Origin of the sequence: Rhodopseudomonas palustris BisB18 (genome assembly GCF_000013745.1) — a bacterium.
Classification (GTDB): Bacteria; Pseudomonadota; Alphaproteobacteria; order Rhizobiales; family Xanthobacteraceae; genus Rhodopseudomonas_A; species Rhodopseudomonas_A palustris_F.
Genome location: NC_007925.1, coordinates 2,755,806 through 2,776,205 on the forward strand (window position 1 = coordinate 2,755,806; position 20,400 = coordinate 2,776,205).

General features: G+C 66.4%; 16 protein-coding genes. 11 read left to right on the forward strand and 5 right to left on the reverse strand.

Annotation, left to right across the window (positions count from 1 at the left end):
• Window positions 1-130: 130 nt before the first annotated feature.
• The 5 genes from pbpC to RPC_RS12740 are packed head-to-tail and all read left to right on the forward strand — an operon-like array spanning window position 131 to window position 6,014.
• Window positions 131-2,221, forward strand: coding sequence for a penicillin-binding protein 1C (gene pbpC / locus RPC_RS12720; protein WP_011472990.1), 2,091 nt, complete (start codon window positions 131-133; stop codon window positions 2,219-2,221).
• Window positions 2,222-2,271: 50 nt separating this feature from the next.
• Complete coding sequence (locus tag RPC_RS12725) at window positions 2,272-4,017, forward strand: ArnT family glycosyltransferase (protein WP_011472991.1); 1,746 nt, start codon at window positions 2,272-2,274, stop codon at window positions 4,015-4,017.
• A complete protein-coding gene (locus RPC_RS12730) occupies window positions 4,018-4,863 on the forward strand; it encodes a phosphatase PAP2 family protein (RefSeq protein ID WP_011472992.1) in 846 nt (281 codons plus the stop codon).
• A gap of 60 nt (window positions 4,864-4,923) precedes the next feature.
• Complete coding sequence (locus RPC_RS12735) at window positions 4,924-5,679, forward strand: glycosyltransferase family 2 protein (RefSeq protein WP_011472993.1); 756 nt, start codon at window positions 4,924-4,926, stop codon at window positions 5,677-5,679.
• Window positions 5,676-6,014, forward strand: coding sequence for a lipid-A-disaccharide synthase N-terminal domain-containing protein (locus RPC_RS12740; protein ID WP_011472994.1), 339 nt, complete (start codon window positions 5,676-5,678; stop codon window positions 6,012-6,014). Before RPC_RS12735 ends, RPC_RS12740 begins: the two co-directional genes overlap by 4 nt.
• A 12-nt stretch (window positions 6,015-6,026) precedes the next feature.
• Here the strand turns inward: RPC_RS12740 and metC are convergent, their stop codons facing one another.
• Window positions 6,027-7,220: a cystathionine beta-lyase gene (metC, locus tag RPC_RS12745; RefSeq protein WP_011472995.1), complete on the reverse strand. Its 1,194-nt coding sequence runs from the start codon at window positions 7,218-7,220 to the stop codon at window positions 6,027-6,029.
• Window positions 7,221-7,567: 347 nt separating this feature from the next.
• On the opposite strand from metC, the gene RPC_RS12750 reads away from it, so the two are divergent.
• Genes RPC_RS12750 through RPC_RS12765 form a run of 4 tightly spaced genes read left to right on the forward strand, consistent with a single transcriptional unit; the run spans window position 7,568 to window position 12,067 of the window.
• Window positions 7,568-8,584 carry an amino acid ABC transporter substrate-binding protein gene (locus RPC_RS12750; RefSeq protein ID WP_041801769.1) on the forward strand — a complete coding sequence of 339 codons (1,017 nt, stop codon included), beginning with the start codon at window positions 7,568-7,570 and terminating at the stop codon, window positions 8,582-8,584.
• A gap of 22 nt (window positions 8,585-8,606) precedes the next feature.
• Window positions 8,607-9,812 (forward strand): amino acid ABC transporter permease, encoded by a 1,206-nt coding sequence (locus RPC_RS12755; RefSeq protein WP_011472997.1) that lies wholly within the window; start codon window positions 8,607-8,609, stop codon window positions 9,810-9,812.
• A complete protein-coding gene (locus tag RPC_RS12760) occupies window positions 9,809-11,308 on the forward strand; it encodes an amino acid ABC transporter permease (protein ID WP_011472998.1) in 1,500 nt (499 codons plus the stop codon). Before RPC_RS12755 ends, RPC_RS12760 begins: the two co-directional genes overlap by 4 nt.
• Before the next feature lie 21 nt (window positions 11,309-11,329).
• A complete protein-coding gene (locus RPC_RS12765; protein WP_011472999.1) occupies window positions 11,330-12,067 on the forward strand; it encodes an amino acid ABC transporter ATP-binding protein in 738 nt (245 codons plus the stop codon).
• Between the two features lie 441 nt (window positions 12,068-12,508).
• On the opposite strand, the gene RPC_RS12770 is transcribed toward RPC_RS12765, so the two are convergent.
• From RPC_RS12770 to RPC_RS12785, 4 genes are all read right to left on the reverse strand, one after another.
• Window positions 12,509-13,546, reverse strand: a complete 1,038-nt coding sequence (locus RPC_RS12770; RefSeq protein ID WP_041801771.1) for a cysteine synthase A — start codon at window positions 13,544-13,546, stop codon at window positions 12,509-12,511.
• Between the two features lie 105 nt (window positions 13,547-13,651).
• Window positions 13,652-14,881: a class I SAM-dependent methyltransferase gene (locus RPC_RS12775; RefSeq protein WP_011473001.1), complete on the reverse strand. Its 1,230-nt coding sequence runs from the start codon at window positions 14,879-14,881 to the stop codon at window positions 13,652-13,654.
• A 135-nt stretch (window positions 14,882-15,016) separates the two neighbouring features.
• Entirely contained in the window at window positions 15,017-15,847 is an 831-nt protein-coding gene (locus RPC_RS12780; protein WP_011473002.1) for a DUF1365 domain-containing protein, read from the reverse strand.
• A 3-nt stretch (window positions 15,848-15,850) separates the two neighbouring features.
• A complete protein-coding gene (locus RPC_RS12785; protein WP_011473003.1) occupies window positions 15,851-17,164 on the reverse strand; it encodes an NAD/FAD-binding protein in 1,314 nt (437 codons plus the stop codon).
• A gap of 411 nt (window positions 17,165-17,575) precedes the next feature.
• On the opposite strand from RPC_RS12785, the gene RPC_RS12790 reads away from it, so the two are divergent.
• Together RPC_RS12790 and RPC_RS12795 are read left to right on the forward strand one after the other, a co-directional pair.
• Window positions 17,576-19,030 (forward strand): efflux transporter outer membrane subunit, encoded by a 1,455-nt coding sequence (locus RPC_RS12790; protein ID WP_011473004.1) that lies wholly within the window; start codon window positions 17,576-17,578, stop codon window positions 19,028-19,030.
• Complete coding sequence (locus tag RPC_RS12795; protein ID WP_011473005.1) at window positions 19,020-20,375, forward strand: efflux RND transporter periplasmic adaptor subunit; 1,356 nt, start codon at window positions 19,020-19,022, stop codon at window positions 20,373-20,375. The genes RPC_RS12790 and RPC_RS12795 overlap by 11 nt, the downstream gene beginning before the upstream one ends.
• The last annotated feature ends 25 nt before the right edge of the window (window positions 20,376-20,400 follow it).

The following is a 20,400-nucleotide window of genomic DNA, read 5'->3' on the forward strand; positions in this document are numbered from 1 at the left end:
AAGGCAGCATCCGTAACGGCCCCGGCTCTGCAGCGCACCACGCCGCAAGAGCGGCGCGTTGCACTGCGTCCGGGGCACGATGCTGTAACGACAAAGAGGAACTTCGACGGCAGATGATGTTGAACCGATCATGAGTGAGACCCCGAGCAGGTGGCGGCAGATCAGAACCGCGGCGATTGTCGTCGCGGTGCTCGGCGTCATCGCCGCCGGCGCAATGTCGGCGTGGGTCTGGTCGCTCGGGCCGCTGCCGCTCGAGGCTGCGCGGCAGGTCTCGACTTCGGTGGTCGACCGCAACGGCAAATTGCTACGCGCCTATGCGATGGCGGACGGCCGCTGGCGGCTGCCGGTGCATGGGGCGACCGACGTCGACCGGCGCTATCTCGATCTGTTGCTGGCCTATGAGGACAAGCGGTTTTACAGCCATCACGGCGTCGATCCGCTGGCGCTCGGCCGCGCTGCTTGGCAGCTGCTCACGCACGGCCGCATCGTCTCCGGCGGCTCCACCATAACCATGCAACTGGCGCGGCTGCTCGAGCCGCGCCGCGAGCGCTCGGTCCACGCCAAGCTGCGCCAGATGGTGCGCGCTCTGCAACTGGAGCGGCAGCTCAGCAAGAACCAGATCCTCGATCTCTATCTGACGCTGGCGCCCTACGGCGGCAACCTCGAAGGAATCCGCGCGGCGTCGATCGGTTATCTCGGCAAGGAGCCGAAGCGGCTGTCGCTCGCCGAATCCGCGCTGTTGGTGGCGCTGCCGCAATCCCCCGAAACCCGCCGGCTGGACCGCCATCCGGCGGCGGCGCGGGCCGCCCGCGACCGCGTGCTCGACCGCATGGTAGAGGACGGCGTGCTCAGCGGCGACGACGCGGCGCAGGCCAAGGCGGTGGCGTTGGCGCGGCAGCGCACGCCGATGCCGATGCTGGCGCCGCATTCCGCCGATCAGGCGATGGCGGCCGGGAAAGGCGCGGCGACGATCCGGCTGACGCTGGACGCTGCCATCCAGCGCGCGCTGGAAGCGCTGGCGCGCGACCGCGCCGCAGCGCTCGGACCCGATATCTCGATCGCGCTGCTCGCGGTCGACAATGCCAGCGGCGAGATTCTCGCTCGGGTCGGTTCGCCGGACTACTTCGACAACCGCCGCGCCGGCCAGGTCGACATGAGCCGCGCGGTGCGCTCGCCGGGTTCGACCCTGAAGCCGTTCATCTACGGGCTCGCCTTCGAGGACGGCTTCGTGCATCCGGAGAGCCTGATCGACGACCGCCCGATCCGGTTCGGCGCCTACGCGCCGGAGAATTTCGACATGACCTTCCAAGGCACGGTGCCGGTGCGCAAGGCGCTGCAATTGTCGCTCAACGTGCCGGCGATCGCGTTGCTGGACCGCGTCGGATCGAGTCGCCTCGCGGCGCGGCTGAAACAGGCCGGCGCGGCCTTGGTGCTGCCGAAGGACGAGGCGCCGGGGCTGGCGATGGGGCTCGGCGGCGTCGGCATCCGGCTGCAGGATCTGGTGCAGCTCTATTCGGGCATCGCCCGGCTCGGCGCCACGGTGCCGCTGCGCGAGATCGCGCTGGGGGAGGCGACGCCGGCGGAGCCGCTGCGGCTGCTCGATCCGGTGGCAGCCTGGCAGGTCGGCAGCGTGCTGCTCGGCACCCCGCCGCCCGACAACGCCGCGGCCAATCGGATCGCCTTCAAGACCGGCACCTCCTACGGCTATCGCGACGCCTGGTCGGTCGGTTTCGACGGCCGCATCACCATCGGGGTCTGGGTCGGCCGGCCGGACGGTGCCGCGGTGCCCGGCCTGGTCGGCCGCACCGCCGCAGCGCCGATCCTGTTCGACGCCTTCGCCCGCACCGGCCGGCTGCCGGCGGCGCTGGCGAAAGCCCCGCGCGGCACGCTGATGGCGAGCAACGCCAAATTGCCGTTGCCGCTGCGGCGCTTCCGTCCGGTCGGCGAATTGCTGCGCAATGGCGCAGAGCAGCCGCTGCGGATCCAGTTTCCGCTGAACGGCTCGCGGATCGACGGCTCCGGCGACATCTCGACGCCGTCGCTGCCGGTCAAGGTGGCGGGCGGGGTACTGCCGCTGACCATGCTGGTGAACGGTGTGGCGGTAGGGCAGATCGACGGCCGCCGGCAACGGCTGCTCGACCAGCCCGGGCCGGGCTTCGTCCGGCTCACCGTGATGGACGCCATGGGCGCCGCGGACACAGTCGTCGTCCGAATTCAGTAGAGGCCCGCCAACTGGTTGTCCGCGTAGCGGTTTCAGCGTATGCGAAACCGATGAGCGAGACCTTTGCAAGACCCCGATTTGGCATGCCGCCGGAGCCGAAGAACCGGATCAATCCGGGCCAGCGGCTGGTCGGCGTGATCGATTACGTCGCCGCCAGCCATGGCCGCGCGGTGGCCTTTCTGGCGCTGTGCGGGTTGTTGTTCACGCTGTCGGGATTTTTCACGATTCCGCCGATCGACCGCGACGAAGCGCGCTTCGCACAGGCCACCAAGCAGATGGTCGAGACCAGCGATTTCGTCGATATCCGGTTTCAGGGCGAGGTTCGCTATAAGAAGCCGGTCGGGATCTATTGGCTGCAGGCGACCGTGGTCGAAGCCGCCTCGGCGCTCGGCCTGCCGCGCGCCGAGGTGCGGATCTGGCTGTACCGGGTGCCCTCGATGCTGGGCGCGATCGGCGCGGTGTTGCTGACCTATTGGACCGCCTTGGCGTTCGTGACGCGGCGCGGCGCGGTGCTCGCCGGCTTGATCCTTTGCAGTTCGATTTTGCTCGGCGTCGAAGCCCGGCTCGCCAAGACCGACGCGGTGCTGCTGTTGACCGTGATCGCCGCGATGGGGGCGATGGCGCGGGTCTATCTCGCCTGGCAGCGCGGCGAGGATTCCGCGCGCGGCTCGTGGACCACGCCGGCGATCTTCTGGACCGCGCTGGCCGGCGGCATCCTGCTGAAGGGGCCGCTGATCCTGATGTTCGTCGGCCTCACCATCGTCACCCTGGCGATCTGCGACCGCTCGCTGGCCTGGCTGCGGCGGCTGCGGCCGTTGTGGGGCGCGCTGTGGATGCTGGCATTGGTGCTGCCGTGGTTCATCGCCATCTTCCAGCGCGCCGGCGAGAGCTTCTTTTCCGACTCGGTCGGCGGCGACATGCTGAGCAAGATCACCAGCGCCAAGGAATCCCACGGCGCGCCGCCCGGAGTGTATTTCCTGCTGTTCTGGGTGACGTTCTGGCCCGGCGCGCCGCTCGCCGCGATGGCGGCGCCGGCGGTGTGGCGGGCGCGGCGCGAGCCCGGCGCGCAATATCTGTTGGCTTGGCTGGTGCCGTCCTGGATCGTGTTCGAACTGGTGATGACCAAGCTGCCGCATTACGTGCTGCCGCTGTATCCGGCGATCGCCATCCTGCTGGTCGGGGCATTGGAGCGGCGCGTGCTGTCGCGCGGCTGGCTGACCCGTGGGGCGGCGTGGTGGTTCGCGATTCCCGCCGCGGTGCTGACCATCGCGGTGGTCGGCGCGGTGTGGCTGACACGGCAGCCGGCGTTCCTGGCCTGGCCGTTCGTCGCGGTGTCGATGATCTTCGGGCTGTTGGCCTGGCGGCTCTATGACGACATCCGCTCCGAGCACGCCATGCTCAACGCGGTGGCGTCGTCGCTGTTTCTCAGCGTTGCCGTGTACGGCATCGTGGTGCCGTCGCTGACGCCGCTGTTTCCCAGCGTCGAGATCGCCCGTGCGCTGCGCAACGTGGTCTGCGTCGGCCCGAAGGCGGCGGCGGCGGGCTATCAGGAGCCCAGCCTGGTGTTCATGACCGGGACCTCGACGCTGCTCACCGACGGCTCCGGCGCCGCGGATTTCTTAGGCCAAGGCAGTTGCCGCTTCGCGCTGGTGGAATCCCGTACCGAACGGGCGTTCGCGGCGCGCGCCGAAGCCATCGGCCTGCGCTACGACGTCGCCGCACGGATCGACGGCTATAATTTCTCGCAGGGCCGGGCGATCTCGGTGGCGGTGTTCCGCTCCGAGGGCACCCAGTAAATGGCAGCGCATCGCCGGGCCGACACGCCGCCGAGCTATGTGGTGCGGGTGCTGCAGCTGCTCGGCGCCTCGCTTCTGCAATTGGCGCGCCGGCCGTCGCATTCGCGGCGCGCCGAAGCGGCACGCAGCGGCGCGCGGCGCGTGCTGATCCTGACGGCGCTGGTCGCGGTGGCGGTCGCGGTGCTGATGGTGGCGCTCGACGTCCACGAGATCGGCTGGATGCCGGCGCGCGGCACCGCCTGGCTGTGGCCGGTCAAGATCGTCACCGATTTCGGCAAGGCCACCTATGTGCTGTGGACCTTGCTGGCCGCGTTGCTGGCGCTGCTGCTGATCACGCCGCGGCTCGCCGGCTGGTCGCGCGCGGTGCTGCTCGCCTTCGGCACAAGGCTGCAGTTCATCTTCTTTGCGGTGCTGGTACCGGTGTTGGCCGGCGAGGTGTTGAAGGGCGCGATCGGCCGCGGCCGGCCGTTCGTCGGCGGCGAGGCCAACGCCTTCAACTTCTCCTATTGGTCGTGGAACGAGGCCTATTCCAGCCTGCCGTCGGGCCACGCCACCACCAGTTTCGCGCTGGCCTTCGCGGTCGCCGCGGTGTGGCCGCGGGCGCGCGGCGTCATGATCGCCTATGCGCTGGCGATCGCGGTCAGCCGGCTGGTGCTGTTGGCGCATCATCCGAGCGACGTGGTGGCCGGCGCGCTGACCGGGGTGGTCGGCGCGATGGCGGTGCGCTACTGGTTCGCCGCGCGTCATCTGGCATTTACGATCGCGCGCGACGGCAGCGTTGCTGCCCTTCCGGGGCCGTCCTGGTCCCACCTCAAAAGGGTTGCCCGCGAGGCCTTCGCCCCATAAAAGCGGGCTTCCGCGAACCGCACCCCGGCGTGAGTTCCAAGGCTGCGGGCCGATCCGACCATGAGCGTGCATTTGACCAGTTCCGGCACCACCCCTGCCGTGTCCATCGTTGTTCCGGTGCGTAACGAGGCCGACAATGTCGCGCCGCTGATCGCCGAGATCGCCGCCGCGTTGGACGGCCGTTGGGCCTATGAGATCGTCTATGTCGACGACGGCTCCACCGACGCCACGCCGCAACGCATCGCCGCGATCCGGCAGAGCCGCGAAAATCTGCGCCAGATCCGCCATACCGCCTCGTCCGGGCAATCCGCCGCGGTGCGCAGCGGGGTGCGCGCGGCGCGCGGCGCCATCGTCGCCACGCTCGATGGCGACGGCCAAAACAATCCGGCATTCCTGCCCGACCTGATCGCCGCGGTGGAGCAGGGCGGCGCCCGCGTCGGGCTTGCCGCGGGCCAGCGGCTCGGCCGCAAGGACACCGGCTTCAAGAAGATTCAGTCGCGGATCGCCAACAAAGTGCGCGACGCCATCCTGCGCGACGGCACCCGCGATAGCGGTTGCGGCCTGAAGGCGTTCCGCCGCGACGTGTATCTGTCGCTGCCTTACTTCGACGGTCTGCACCGCTTCATGCCGGCGCTGGTGCGCCGCGAGGGCTTCGAGATCGCCTTTGTCGACGTCACCGACCGGCCGCGGCTGTCGGGGGTGTCGAATTACGGCTTCTTCGACCGGCTGTGGATCGGGATCATGGATCTGGTCGGGGTGTGGTGGCTGATCCGGCGCAAGAAATCCACCCCCATCGCAACCGAGATCGCCTCATGATCATTCATTACGGCCAGGTGCTTGGCGACTACCTGTTCGACGTGTTCGTCGCCAAGTTCGATTTCTGGCTGGCGTTCGGCCTGGTGGCGCAATTGTTGTTCACCGCCCGATTCCTGGTGCAGTGGATTTCCAGCGAGCGTCTCGGCCAGAGCGTGGTGCCGATGTCGTTCTGGTTCTTCTCGATCGCCGGCGGCCTGATGACGTTGGTCTATGGCATCGTCAAACGCGAGCCGGTGATCATCATTGGCCAGGCGGCGGCGACCTTCGTCTACGTCCGCAACATCATGCTGATCGTGAAGAACCACGCCAGCGGCTCGAAGACCCTGGATAGCTGACGCGCGACCCCGTCAGCTTGTCGCGGCGTTGAACGCCGCGAAGCCGCGCTCCAGATCGGCCTTGAGATCCTCGACGCTCTCCAGCCCGATATGCAGCCGCAACGCCGGTCCGCCCGGCGCCCATGTGGTCGCGCTGCGGTAGCTGGCGCAATCGAACGGAATCACCAGGCTCTCGAAGCCGCCCCAGGAATAGCCCATGCCGAACAGTTTCACGGTGTCGAGCAGCGCGTCGACCGCCTTTTGTGAGGCCGGCTTCAGCACGATGCTGAACAGCCCGGAGGCGCCGGTGAAGTCCCGCTTCCAGATCGCGTGGCCGGGATCGGTTTCCAATGCCGGATGCAGCACCCTTGCGACCTCGGGGCGCTGTTGCAGCCAGCGCGCGATCTCCAGCCCGGCGGCTTGGTGATGCTTGAGCCGCACCGCCAGCGTGCGCAAGCCGCGCAGCGCCAGGAACACGTCGTCGGGGCCGGCGCAGACGCCGAGCGCGCGGACCGCGTCCTCGACCCGCGGCCACGCTTTGGCGTTGGCCGAGATGGTGCCGAACATGATGTCGGAATGGCCGCCGATATATTTGGTCGCGGCCTGGATCGAGATGTCGACGCCGTGGTCGAGCGAACGGTGAAACAGCGGCGTCGCCCAGGTATTGTCGTCGAGCACCAGCGCGCCATGGGCGTGCGCCACCGCGGCGATCGCCGGAATGTCCGGCATTTCGAAGGATTGCGAGCCGGGCGCCTCGACCATGACGGCGGCGGTGTTCGGCCTGAACAGCGCTTCGATGCCTGAGCCGATCGATGGATCGAAATAGCCGGTGGTGACGCCGTAGCGCTGCAACAGCCCGTCGCAGAACAGCCGGGTCGGACGGTAGGCGTTGTCACACACCAACAGATGATCGCCAGCCTTCAGCACGCCGAGCAGGGCGGTGGAAATCGCCGCCACCCCGGACGGCGCCAGCGCCACGCCGGCGCAATTCGGACCTTCCAGCGCCGCCAATGCCTGTTGCAGGGCTTTGGTGGTCGGGGTGCCGTGGCGGCCATAGGAGAACTCGCCGCGATGGGCGTGCAGATCGGCCGCGGTCGGATACAGCACGGTGGAGCCGCGCACCACGGGCGGATTGACGAATCCTTTTTGCGCTGCAGTGTCACGGCCGGCGGTGACCAGATGGGTGTCGGTGCGAAGCGGCAGATCGCCGTTATCGGAGGAGTTCATGCGTTATGACCAAAAAAGCATCTGCTGATGCAGCAGTTTGCCCCTTACGGGTGCAAAGCGGCTGCGGCGGGCTGGACTTCCTACTAGCAGGACACAGAAGACGGCCGTCAACCCCTTGACCCGGACTTCAACTCGTTCTGTGATGCAGCCGCACTGTCTGATTGCCGCACGTTCGAGGGGCACGCTGCGAAATCGACCAACGCCTATCCCATCTGTCGAGGGAAGCTGATATCGCTTCGCCGGCCGGGACGACGATGGCACCGATCGGCCGTTCTCCTCTGCGGTGATATGACGACCACGAATACTGACGAATGCGTCCAGGACGACGTTCCTTGAAAGGCTTGGCTATGAAACGCGTATCTCTCGCTCTCTCTGTTGCCGTCGCCGCCGGGTTTCTGACCCAGGCGGCCGGCGCGCAAACCCTGAAGACGGTCCAGGACCGGGGCGTTTTGTCCTGCGGCGTCAGCCAGGGCCTGCCGGGGTTCTCCGCCCCCGACGACAAGGGCAACTGGACCGGCATCGACGTCGACGTCTGCCGCGCCATCGCCGCCGCGGTGTTCAACGATCCGACCAAGGTGAAGTTCGTGCCGCTGTCGGCCAAGGATCGCTTCACCGCGCTGCAGTCCGGCGAGATCGACGTGTTGTCGCGCAACACCACCTGGACGGTGTCGCGCGATACCTCGCTCGGCGTCAATTTCACCGGCGTCACCTATTATGACGGCCAGGGCTTCCTGGTCCGCAAGGCGCTGAAGGTGAATTCCGCGCTCGAACTCAACTCGGCGTCGATCTGCGTGCAGACCGGCACCACCAACGAGCAGAACGTTGCCGACTATTTCAAGGGCAACAACATGAAGTACGAGGTGATCGCCTTCGGCACCGCCGACGAAGCCGTCAAGGCCTATGAATCCGGCCGTTGCGACGTGTTCACCTCCGACGTTTCGCAGCTTTATGCGCTGCGGCTGAAGCTCGCCACCCCGGCCGACCACGCCGTGCTGCCGGAAGTGATCTCCAAGGAGCCGCTCGGCCCGTTGGTGCGCCACGGCGACGACCAGTGGTTCGACATCGTGAAATGGACGCTGTTCGCGCTGCTCAACGCCGAAGAACTCGGCGTCAACCAGAAGAACGTCGACGACCAGGCCAAGCTCGACAAGCCGGAGCTGAAGCGGGTGTTCGGCACCGACGGCAACCTCGGCGAACAGCTCGGCCTGACCAAGGATTGGGTGATCCGCATCGTCAAGGCGACCGGCAATTACGGCGAAATCTTCGATCGCAACGTCGGCGCCGGCTCCAAGCTCGGCATCGCCCGCGGCCTCAACCAGTTGTGGAACAAGGGCGGCATCCAGTACGCGCCGCCGATCCGCTAACCACAACGAATCGATACTCGCGATGGCCATCGAGGCCCGCCCCCCGCCGACGCAGTTCGTTGCAAGACTGCGTCGGCTGCTGGGCGGACGCGCCGGTTGGGGCGGACTGCTGCTGCAAGTGCTTTTCGTCGCCGCCCTGGTCTGGGTGGCCTACGAGATCGTCGACAACGCCCGCGGCAATCTCGCCAATCAGCGCATTGCCTCGGGCTTCGGCTTCATGTCGCAGACCGCCGGATTCGGCGTCAGCCAGGCGCTGATTCCGTATTCCGAAGCCGACTCCTATACGCGGGTGTTTCTGGTCGGGCTGGTCAACACGCTGGTGGTGTCGATCATCGGCATCATCTTCGCCACCATCATCGGCTTCATGGTGGCGCTGGGCCGGCTGTCGCCGAACTGGCTGTTGTCGAAGATTTCCGGCGGTTACGTCGAATTGGTGCGCAACCTGCCGCTGTTGTTCCAGATCCTGTTCTGGTACCTCGCGGTGCTCGGCACCTTGCCGAGTCCGCGGCAAAGCGTGTCGGTGTTCGACGCGTTTTTCCTCAGCAACCGCGGCATCGTAGTGCCGAAACCGGTCGGCGAAGCCGGGCTCGACGCCTTCCTGATCGCCGTTGCGGTCGCCATCGCGATTGCGATGATGCTGCCGGCCTATGCCCGCCGCCGCCTGTTCCAGACCGGCAAGCCGATGAAGGTGTGGCCGTTCGCGCTCAGCCTGCTGATCGGATTGCCGCTGTTGGCGACGCTGATCTTCGGCAAGCCGTTCAGCTTCGAGATTCCGGCGCTGAAGGGCTTCAACTTTGCCGGCGGCTCCCGCGTGGCGCCGGAATTCGTCGCGCTGACGCTGGCGCTGTCGACCTATACGGCGGCGTTCATCGCCGAGATCGTGCGCGCCGGCATTCAGTCGGTGCACAAGGGACAGATGGAAGCCGGCGCCTCGCTCGGGCTGTCGCGCGGCTCGACGCTGCGCCTGGTGGTGGTGCCGCAGGCGCTGCGGGTGATCCTGCCGCCGCTGACCAACCAGTATCTCAACCTGACCAAGAACTCGTCGCTGGCGGTGGCGATCGGCTATCCGGATCTGTTCTCGGTGTTCGCCGGCACCACGCTGAGCCAGACCGGGCAGGCCATCGAAATCATCGCCATCACCATGAGCGTGTATTTGTTGATCTCGATCGTCACCAGCGCATTGATGAGTTTCTACGGTTGGCGGCTCGGGCGGAGTCTCGGCTCATGACCGGCGTTCCCGCCTCGTTCGTCCGCCAGGATCTGGTCGACAGCCGTCCGGCGCCGGTGAAGACCACCGGCTTCACCGGCTTCATCCGCACCCGGCTGTTCAATACGCCGACCAACGCCATCCTCACCATCGTCGGGGCGGCGCTGCTGTGGCTGACCATCGTGCCGACGGTCAAATTCCTGCTGATCGACGCGGTCTGGCAGGGCACCAGCCGCACCGACTGCCTGGCCGCCGGTGCCGGGCACGAGGTCGGCGCCTGCTGGCCGTTCGTGCAGGCGAAATTCGCGCAGTTCGTTTACGGGTTCTATCCGGAGCAGGAGCGCTGGCGGGTCAATCTGACCTTCGGCCTCGCGGCGCTATTGCTGCTGCCGTTGCTGATTCCGCGGGTGCCGGCCAAGAGCCTGAACGCCGGGCTGTTCTTCGTCGCCTTCCCGGTGGTGGCGTTCTTCCTGCTGCATGGCGGCGGGCTGCACGGCTTCGCGCTGAGCTGGACCGCGGACTTGCTGTCGGGTTTCTCCGCCAGCGTCAGCGAGGCGGGCAGCAAGCTCGCCGCCGGCGGCGGCGTGTCCTCGTTGTTGGGCTCGCTGATCTACGGCTTCGGAACCGCGGTCTGGGTTCTGATCTGGCCGCTGAGCTGGCTGCGCGATGCGATCCAGGCTTCGGCGCGGCCGCTGTGGTTCGACTTCGTCTGCACCGCTGCGGTGGTCTCCGGCCTGTTGTTCGTGCTGAACGGCGGCTTCCGCAACGGCTGGCGGGCGCTGCTGCGCAGCCTGGCGATGTTCGCCGGCATCGCCGTGGTGATCTTCGTGATGCGGCTCGACCGCGGCGGGCTGCCGATCGTCGACACACGGATGTGGGGCGGCCTGCTGGTGACGCTGGTGGTTTCGGTCACCGGCATCGTCACCTCGATGCCAGTCGGCATCGCGCTGGCGCTGGGGCGACGCTCGACGATTCCGCTGATCCGGATCTTCTCGGTCTTGTTCATCGAGTTCTGGCGCGGCGTGCCGCTGATCACCGTATTGTTCTTCGCCACCTACATGCTGCCGCTGTTCCTGCCCGGCAACTTCACCGTCGACGGCTTGGTGCGGGTGCTGATCGGCATCGCGCTGTTCGCCGGTGCCTATAACGCCGAGGTGATCCGCGGCGGCCTGCAGGCGATCCCGCGCGGCCAAGCCGAGGCGGCGAGCGCGCTCGGGCTGTCGTATTGGAAGATCACCGGCCTCGTGGTGATGCCGCAGGCGCTGCGCCACGTCATTCCGGGTCTGGTCAACTCGTTCATCGCGCTGTTCAAGGACACCTCGCTGGTGTCGATCGTGGCGTTGTTCGATCTGCTCGGCAGCCTGCGGGCGTCGTTCGCCGATCCGACCTGGTCGACGCCGACCACGCTGTTCACCGGCTTTGCCTTTACCGGCATCGTGTATTTCGTGTTCTGCTTCGGGATGTCGCGGTATTCGTTGTTCGTCGAACACCGTCTCAATGCCCACCGGCGCAGTTGAGAATCATCGGATAGGATTGCAATGGCAGAACCGATCGTCACCGTCGCGGCCCTCAACAAGTGGTACGGCGATTTCCACGTGTTGCGCGACATCTCGCTCGACGTCGCGCGCGGCGAGCGCATCGTGATCTGCGGTCCGTCGGGCTCCGGCAAATCGACGCTGATCCGCTGCATCAACGCGCTGGAGGAATTTCAGGAAGGCAGCATCATCGTCGATGGCATCGAGCTCGGGCCGAGCCTGCGCACCGTGGACGAAGTCCGCCGCGAGGTCGGCATGGTGTTCCAGAGCTTCAACCTGTTCCCGCATCTCACCGTGCTGGAGAACTGCACGCTGGCGCCGATCTGGGTGCGCAACATCCCGAAGAAGGACGCCGAAGCCACCGCGATGAAATATCTCGAGCGGGTGCGGATCCCCGACAAGGCGCACAAATTCCCCGGGCAGATCTCCGGCGGCCAGCAGCAGCGCGTCGCCATTGCACGGGCGCTGTCGATGAACCCCAAGGTGATGCTGTTTGACGAGCCGACCTCGGCGCTCGATCCGGAGATGGTCAAGGAGGTGCTCGACACCATGGTCGACCTCGCCGAAGAGGGCATGACCATGATGGTGGTGACCCACGAAATGGGCTTCGCCAAGCAGGTCGCCGACCGCGTGGTGTTCATGGATGCCGGGCAGGTGATCGAGGCCAATACGCCGGCGGAATTCTTCGCCAACCCGCAGCACGCCCGCACCAAGCTGTTCCTCGGGCAGATTTTGCGCTGAGGGCTGCTGCTTTCCGGCAGCGACGGGAGCCTTGCTACACGCACTGAATCGTCATCCTGAGGAGCGCGCCCGCAAGGGCGCCGCGTCTCGAAGGATGACGGCGACGGGTGGGGCGCGCGCGGCGGTCACTCGCGGCCATCCTTCGAGACGCCCGGCTTCGCGCTACGCGCTCAGCCTGGCTCCTCAGGATGACGGCAGGGGATGTGGAGCGCGAGTTTGATGAGTGCCTGCCTCGGAAGAAATGAGTGCGTGCCCCGGACGCTGCGCCGCGCGCCGCGCTTGCGGCGTGGTGCGCCGCAGAGCCGGGGCCGTTACGACGGCAGCGCTTGGAACGGTCCCGGCTCGCGTCGCAGCGCAAGCGCGCTGCTCGGCGTCCGGGACACGGTGTCTTGCAATTCGGACGGCGTCTGCTAACTCAGCGAGCCGTCTCGGTGGCGCCGCTCATGCCGTCTCGAACGGCACCGCGATGGCGCTGCGCTGCTCCAGCCACTGCGGCACCGGCAAATTCTTCCCGCGCATGAAATCCGGGTTGAACAGTTTCGACTGATAGCGCCCGCCATGGTCGCACAGGATGGTCACGATGGTATGGCCGGGGCCGAGCTCGCGGGCCAGCCGAATGGCGCCGGCGACGTTGATGCCGCTGGAGCCGCCGAGGCACAGCCCCTCGTGCTGCAACAGATCATAGATGATCGGCACCGCCTCATTGTCGGCGATCTGATAGGCGGCGTCGATCACCGCGCCTTGGAGGTTGGCGGTGATGCGGCCCTGGCCGATGCCCTCGGTGATCGAGGAGCCCTCGGACTTCAGCACCCCGGAGGTGTAGTAGCTGTACATCGCAGATCCCAGCGGATCGGCCAGCGCGATGCGGATATTGGCGTTCTTGGCTTTCAGCCCGAGCGAAACGCCGGCCAGCGTGCCGCCGGTGCCGATCGCGCAGACGAAGCCGTCGACCCGGCCGTCGGTCTGCTGCCAGATCTCCGGCGCGGTGGTCTCGATATGGGCCTGGCGGTTGGCGATGTTGTCGAACTGGTTGGCCCAGATCGCGCCGTTCGGCTCGCTTTGGGCAAGCTGCGCGGCCAGCCGGCCGGAAACCTTCACGTAGTTGTTGGGGTTGGAGTACGGCACGGCGGGGACTTCGATCAGCTCGGCGCCGTTGAGCCGCAGCATGTCCTTCTTTTCCTGGCTCTGGGTCTCCGGGATCACGATCACGGTGCGGAAGCCGAGCGCGTTGGCGACCAAAGCCAGGCCGATGCCGGTGTTGCCGGCGGTGCCTTCGACCACCACGCCGCCGGGCCGCAGCGCGCCGCGCGCGATGGCGTCCTTGATGATGAACAGCGCGGCGCGGTCTTTCACCGACTGGCCCGGATTCATGAATTCGGCCTTGCCGAGGATCGTGCAGCCGGTCAATTCCGAGCCGCGCTGCAGCTTGATCAGCGGCGTGCGGCCGATCGCGTCGACGACATGGTTATCAATGGTCATGGTTTGGAGGATCTTGTGGGTTGGAGTGACCCACAACCTAGTCAACCGGGCGCGGTCATACAAGGCGCCGCGCCGCGCGCGCGGAACGCCGCGGCGAGGCTGTTGCTACTTGGCCTTGGCGAACACCACCTGGCGCACGTCGATGTTGCCGGACAGGAACCCGGCCTCGCAATATGCCAGATAATATTCCCAGAGCCTGCGGAAGCGTTCGTCGAAACCGAGCGGCGTCAGGTTCGGCCAGGCGGCGCGGAAATTATCTCTCCAGGCCGCCAGCGTCTTGGCATAATCTTGCCCGAAAATCCGCTCGCGGATGACAGGGACACCGAACTTGTCGCCGAGCGCCTTCAGCACCTGCGGCGACGGCAGCATCCCGCCGGGAAACACATAGCGCTGGATGAAGTCGACCTCGCGGCGATAGGCTTGGAAGAACTTGTCCTGGATGGTGATGGCCTGGATCCCGACCAGCCCGCCCGGCAGCAGCCGGTCGCGCAACTGTGAGAAATATTTCGGCCAGAACTCCTCGCCGACCGCCTCGATCATCTCGATCGAGGCGATGCGGTCGTATTGGCCGCGCTCGTCGCGATAGTCCTGCAACCGGATCTCGACCTGCTCGGACAGCCCGGCGTCCTTGATCCGCTGGGTGGCGAAATCGCGCTGTTCGCGGCTGATGGTGAGGCCGACCACGTTGACGCCGAAATGTTTCGCCGCGTATTCGGCGAAGCCGCCCCAGCCACAACCGATCTCCAGCAGCTTTTGTCCGGGCTTCAGATCGATCGCCTCGGCGAGCCTTTGATATTTGTTGTGCTGCGCGGCGGTGAGGTCGGTGGTGTGCTCCTCGTACAGCGCCGACGAATAGGTCATGCTGGGGTCGAGCCAGGCCGAGTAGAAATCGTTGCCGATGTCGTAATGCGCGTAGATGTTGCGCCGCGCCTGCCGCTTGGTGTTGCGGTTGAACCAGTGCCGCACCACCTGCACCAGCCGCATCATCGGATTGTCGCCGAGCATCGCCTGGATCAACTCGTGGTTGACGCAGAACAGATACAGGAACTGGGTGAGGTCCGGGGTGTCCCATTCGCGGTGCAGATAGGCCTCTGCGATGCCGATGTCGCCGCCGTTCAATAGCCGCGAGGCGAAGCCGTAGCCGTACAGCGTCATCGAAGCCTGTGGGCCGGGCTCCAGCCCGCCGAGCCGGACGGTGCGGCCGTCGGGCAGGGTGACGTCGAGCGTGCCGCGGCGCAATTTTGCGCCGAAGCCGAATGCCAGTCTGACCATGCGGGGGAGATCGGAGAGTTCGTTGTCGACGTTTTCCGGGGTCAGAACGATCAACTCAGACATTGCAGTTCCGTCGATTGCCGCTCTCGGGTCAGATGTGTCAGTGCCGACTCTCGCATCGAGCGATCGAATAACCTCAGTATCGATCTTCATCTGGACCAGAGCACTTCCCACTATCCGGATGTCCGTCCGGTCGGACTATTTTCGCCGAGTATAATCGCCGGCCGGCGTGGCCGCCAAGCCGGGTTTTGCGGCAACGGACGCCGGCCGGGGCACCAATCGCGCACCTTTGATCCATAGCAGCAGCGCCTGCCAGTGGATCGCGCCGAAAATCTTCCAGGTCACCGCCGGCAAGCCGACGAAGGCTTTCAGCAAGCGGCGGCTGCTGAGCGGCGCGCGGTGGCCGTTGAAGGTCGCGGCGAGCACCGCGCCTTCGGCGTCGGTTTCCAGAATCCGCAATTTGACCCGTTGGCCGGGCGGCGCGATGCGGAAATGGTAGCGCATCGCCATCTCGATGAACGGCGAGACGTAGAACAATTTATCCTGCTGTTGGCGGATGCCGGCGGCGCTGACCTGATCCGGCGTCACCGGCAGCACATAGGCGTGGATGTCGCCGAAAGTGTTGCGGACTTCGTAGATCACCAGCGCCAATTCGCCGTCGGCGCGATAGCAGAAATACGCCGACAGCGGGTTGAAGGTGAAGCCGAACAGCCGCGGATAGCACAGCAGCAGCACCCGGCCGCCTTCGAGGTCGACGCCGTGCTCGTCGGCGCAGCGCTGCGCGTAGTTGCGCAGCGACGAACCGTCGCGCGGGCCGTGGTCGGATTCGTGGAAGCTGTACAGCCCCCGGCGGTTGACGCCGAACAGCGCCGACAGGTGATCGGCCTCATCGAGCCGGCCAACATCGATCAGCAGGCTCATCACCCGGTAGTTGAAGCGATGCGCCACCGGCTTGATGCGGGCGTGCATCACCTCGCCGAAATACAGCGCGGCGGGCGGTTCGGCGGCGGCGTTCGGAGGATTCGACATGGTCTATTCCGCGGCCTCGGCCAGTTCGGCCGGCGGCTTGTGCCAGGGCACCGACGCCCCCAGCGTTTTTGCGATCGCCAGACCCGAGCGCAGGCCGTCTTCGTGGAAACCGTAGCCGGTCCAGGCGCCGCAGAACCAGGTATGGCGCTGGCCCTGGATCTCGCCGAGCCGTTGTTGCGCCGCGAATGCGGCGGCATTGTAGTGCGGATGTTCGCAAACGTAGCGGCCGAAGGTCAACGCCGGATCGGGCGCGAACGGCGGATTGAGGCTGACGAACAGCGGCTTGTCGTCGGGAATGCTCTGCAGCCGGTTCATCCAATAGGTCACCGAGATGTCGTTGACGCATTCGATCTGACGCGGCCAGCGCAGCACGTTCCACGCCGCCCAGGCGTGCCTGCGTTTCGGCATCAAGCGCGGGTCGCGATGCAGATAGATGACGTTGCTGGAATAGCCGATGGCGCCGAGGATGCCGCGCTCGTCGTCGCTTGGGTCTTTGAGCATCGCCAACGCCTGGTCGCTGTGCGCGGCGATCACCACATGGTCGTAGGTTTCGCGGCCGCCGTGGCTGTCGTCGACGATCACCCCCTGCGCGGTGCGCTCGATCGAGGTCACCGCGCAGCCGAGCCGGATCCGGTCCTTGAACGTGGCGGTCAGCTTGTCGACATAGCTCTGGCTGCCGCCTTTGACCGACCGCCACACCGGCCGGTCGTATTGCAACAGCCGATGCTCGCTGAAGAACGCCACGAAGTTTTCGGCCGGGAAATTCATGATCTGCGCCGCCGGAGCCGACCAGATCGCGGCGCCCATCGGCGCCAAGTAATCGGTCAACAGCCGCGGTGCGAATTTGCGCAGCGCGAAGTAGTCCGCCAGCGTCAGCCCTTTCAGCGCGCCGGCTGCGAGATCGGCGACGCTGCGCTCGTTGAAGCTGAGGATATCCCTGAGCATCCGCAAGTAAGACGGCGACAGCAGGTTCGACGGCTGCGCGAACAGACCCCGTGCGGTCTCCGACCAGTTGGTGCCGCCGCCCATCCATTCGAACCGCCCAGAGTCCGCGGAAACCGCGAAGCTCATGTCGCTGGCCTCGGTCTCGACCCCCAGATGCGCGAACAGCGCGGTCAGATCCGGATAATTCAGCTCGTTATAGACGATGAAGCCGATGTCGACGGCCATCGACTTGCCATCATAGTCGACGCTGATGGTGTGGCTGTGGCCGCCGGCCCTGATTTCGCGATCATAGACAGTGACGGGATATCGCTGCGACAAGGCCCAAGCGGCGGCGTTGCCAGCGATTCCCGTTCCAACAATAGCGACGCGCATTCCTAGCCCCTGTCCCCCGGTAATGCGCCAGTTACGGCGCATCGCCACTTGAGTTTCAACAATTTGCGTTGCTGGGTAACCGGGCCGGGCAGCTGCGAATCCTCGAGCGACGATGCGGAGATGAAATCTTGGTAAGATTTGCCACAACCGGCAAGCGCGTCAAGGTCGTAACAACCCCAGCAAATCCGCGGTTTTGCGACCGTGGCGATGTCGAAACAGCGGTTATCCGGTGGGTCATGACGTGCAACAAGCCCTGTGCGCGCGGCAATCCGGCGGCTACAATAGTCCGAAGATAAAAGAGGCGGGCCGAAGTCACGTGTCGCAAACTGCACATCGAAGCGAATTGATCCGTCGGCCGCCGATCGCTGCGACGCGGGCGGGCGCTGCGTGCGACGTGAGGTCGCGGTACGCATGACCGGGGCTGCTTCCTTGATTCGACGGCTTGCCGGGACGGCGGCCACGCTGGCCTTGGCCGCGACCGTCGGCGGCTGCATCCTGACCCAGGACCTGCCGGATCCCGCGCTGGAGATTCCAACCGGTTATAAGGCCGCGCGCGCCACCACGGTGGAGGCTGTGCCGGCGCTCGACTGGTGGCGCGGCTTCCGCTCCACCGAGCTGACCCAGTTGATGGAGGAGGCGCAGACCGTCAACCTCGACATTGCCGCGGCCACGGCGCGAATCATCCAGGCCGACGCCCAGGCAAGGATCACCGGCACGGCGTTGCTCCCCAGCCTCACCGCCGGCGGCAGCGCGACGCGCTCGAAGAGTTCGACCGCGAGCAGCAGCGGGACCGGCGTCGGTCTCGGCGGCCGCGAGATCACCACCTATTCGTCTTCGCTCAGTGCGTCGTATGAGATCGATTTCTGGAGCAAGAATCGCGACGCCACGCTCGCCGCCGAAGAAATCGCCAACGCCAACCGGTTCGACCGCGACGTGGTCGCGCTGACCACCGCCGCCGGCGTCGCTAACGCGTATTTCCAGGTGCTGGCATCGCAGGACCGGATCCGCACCGCCGAACGCAACATCGCCTCCGCGCAGCGCATCCTCGACGCCATCAAGCTGCGGCTCAGCGTCGGCACCGGCAGCGATCTCGACGTCGCCCAGCAGGAGAGCGTGCTCGCCAATCAGCGCGCCGCGGTGCCGCCGCTGCGGCTGACGCTGGCGCAGAACGTCAACGCGCTGGCGACCTTGGTGGCGCGGCCGCCGGAGGCGGTGCGGGTCGGCGGCGGTTCGCTCGACCGTATCGCCGCGCCGCGGGTGACGCCGGGGCTGCCGTCGGAATTGCTGACGCAACGCCCCGACATCCGCCGCCAGGAAGCCCAGCTCGCCTCCGCCACCGCCAATGTCGGCAGCGCGCGGGCGCAGTTTTTTCCAAGCATTCAACTGACCGGGCAGGGCGGCTATCAGAGCGCGGCGCTGGCCTCGTTGTTCACCCCGCATGCGGCGTTTTACAACGTCGCCGCGGGACTGACCCAGCCGATTTTCGACGGCGGCCGAATCCTCGCCAATTTCGAATATAATCAGGCGCGGCAGGACGAATTGCTGCAGACCTATCGCAAGACCGTGGTGTCGGCGTTCGCCGACGTTGACAACGCGCTGGAATCGATCCGGCAGAACACCGAGCGGCTGCGGCTGCAACGGGTGGTGTTGGAATCCTCGCGCCGCGCCTTCAATCTCGCCGAACAGCAGTTGCGCGCCGGCACCGCCGACATCGTCACCGTGCTCAACACCCAATTGACGCTGTTTCAGGCCGAAGACGCGCTGTCGCAGGCGCAATTGGCGCGGCTTTTGGCGATCGTCAGCCTGTATCAGGCGTTGGGCGGCGGCTGGCAGCCGCGGCTGGAGAGGCCGGTCAATGCTCTTTAAGCCGGAGCCCAAGTCTGCCCCCGGAGTCATCGGGCCCGGCGTGGCTGCGCCGCCGCCGCGCAAGCGGCGCCGGCTGTTGTCGCTCTTGATCACCGCACTGATCCTGTGCGTGCTCGGTTATATCGCCTGGAGCTCGTTCCAGCAGAAGCAGACCGCCAACCGGGTGCGGCCGGATCTGGCAGTGCCGGTGCTGGCGGCGACGCCGCGGGTGCAGGACGTGCCGGTGTATCTTGACGGCGTCGGCTCGGTGCGCGCGCTCAACAACGTCACGGTGCGGGCGCAGGTCGACGGCAAGCTGATCTCGATCAACTTCAAGGAGGGCCAGGACGTCAAGCAGGGCGACGTGCTGGCGGAGATCGATCCGGCGATCTATCAGGCGCAATACGACCAGGCGGTGGCCAAGAAGGCGCAGGACGAAGCCCAGCTCGCCAATGCGCGGATCGACCTTTCCCGCTATCAGCAGCTCGCCGCCTCCAACGCCGGCTCCAAGCAGCAGGCCGACACCCAGCGCGCCACCGTGGCGCAGTTGGAAGCCTTGGTGCGCTCCGACCAGGCGGCGATCGACAACGCCGCGGCGACGCTCAGCTACACCAAGGTGATCGCGCCGTTGTCCGGCCGCGCCGGGCTCAGGCTGGTCGACCAGGGCAACATCATCCGCGCCTCGGATGCCACCGGCCTCGTGGTGATCACCCAATTGCAGCCGATCGCGGTGCAGTTCAGCCTGCCGCAGCAGCAGATCGTCCGGGTCAACGCCGCGCAGGGCAAGGCGCCGCTTAGCGTCGACGTGTTCGGCAATGACGGCGTCACCGTGGTCGACAGCGGCACGCTGCGCGGCATCGACAACCAGGTCGATTCCACCACCGGCACGGTGAAGCTGAAGGCGGAATTCCCCAACGCGCGTTTCCAGCTATGGCCGGGGCAGTTCGTCAATGTGCGGCTGAAGGTCGAGACGCTGCCGCAGGCTTTGGTGATCCCGAGCTCGGCGGTGCAGCGCGGCCCGGCCGGTACCTTCTCCTATGTGATCGGCGAGGGCGACGTCGTGTCAGCACGGCCGGTCACGGTGACGCAGCAGAACGAGACCGAGGCGGTGATCGCCAAGGGTCTTTCGGCCGGCGAGCGCGTCGTCACCACCGGCTTTGCCAACCTGTCCGACGGCGCCAAGGTCAGCGTCGGCGCTGGCGATCAGACGCTGACGCCGGATCTGGCGCCGCGCAAACGCCAAAGCAAGGGCGGCGCGCCGGGCGAGCGAGGCAAGGGGGCTTCGAGCGAAGGCGATCAGAAGGGCCAGACCGGACCGGCGCCGGCACCGTCGAGCGCGCCGGCCGGTGGGGCGAAGCAGCCATGATGCGATCTGACCATCGTGCCCCGGA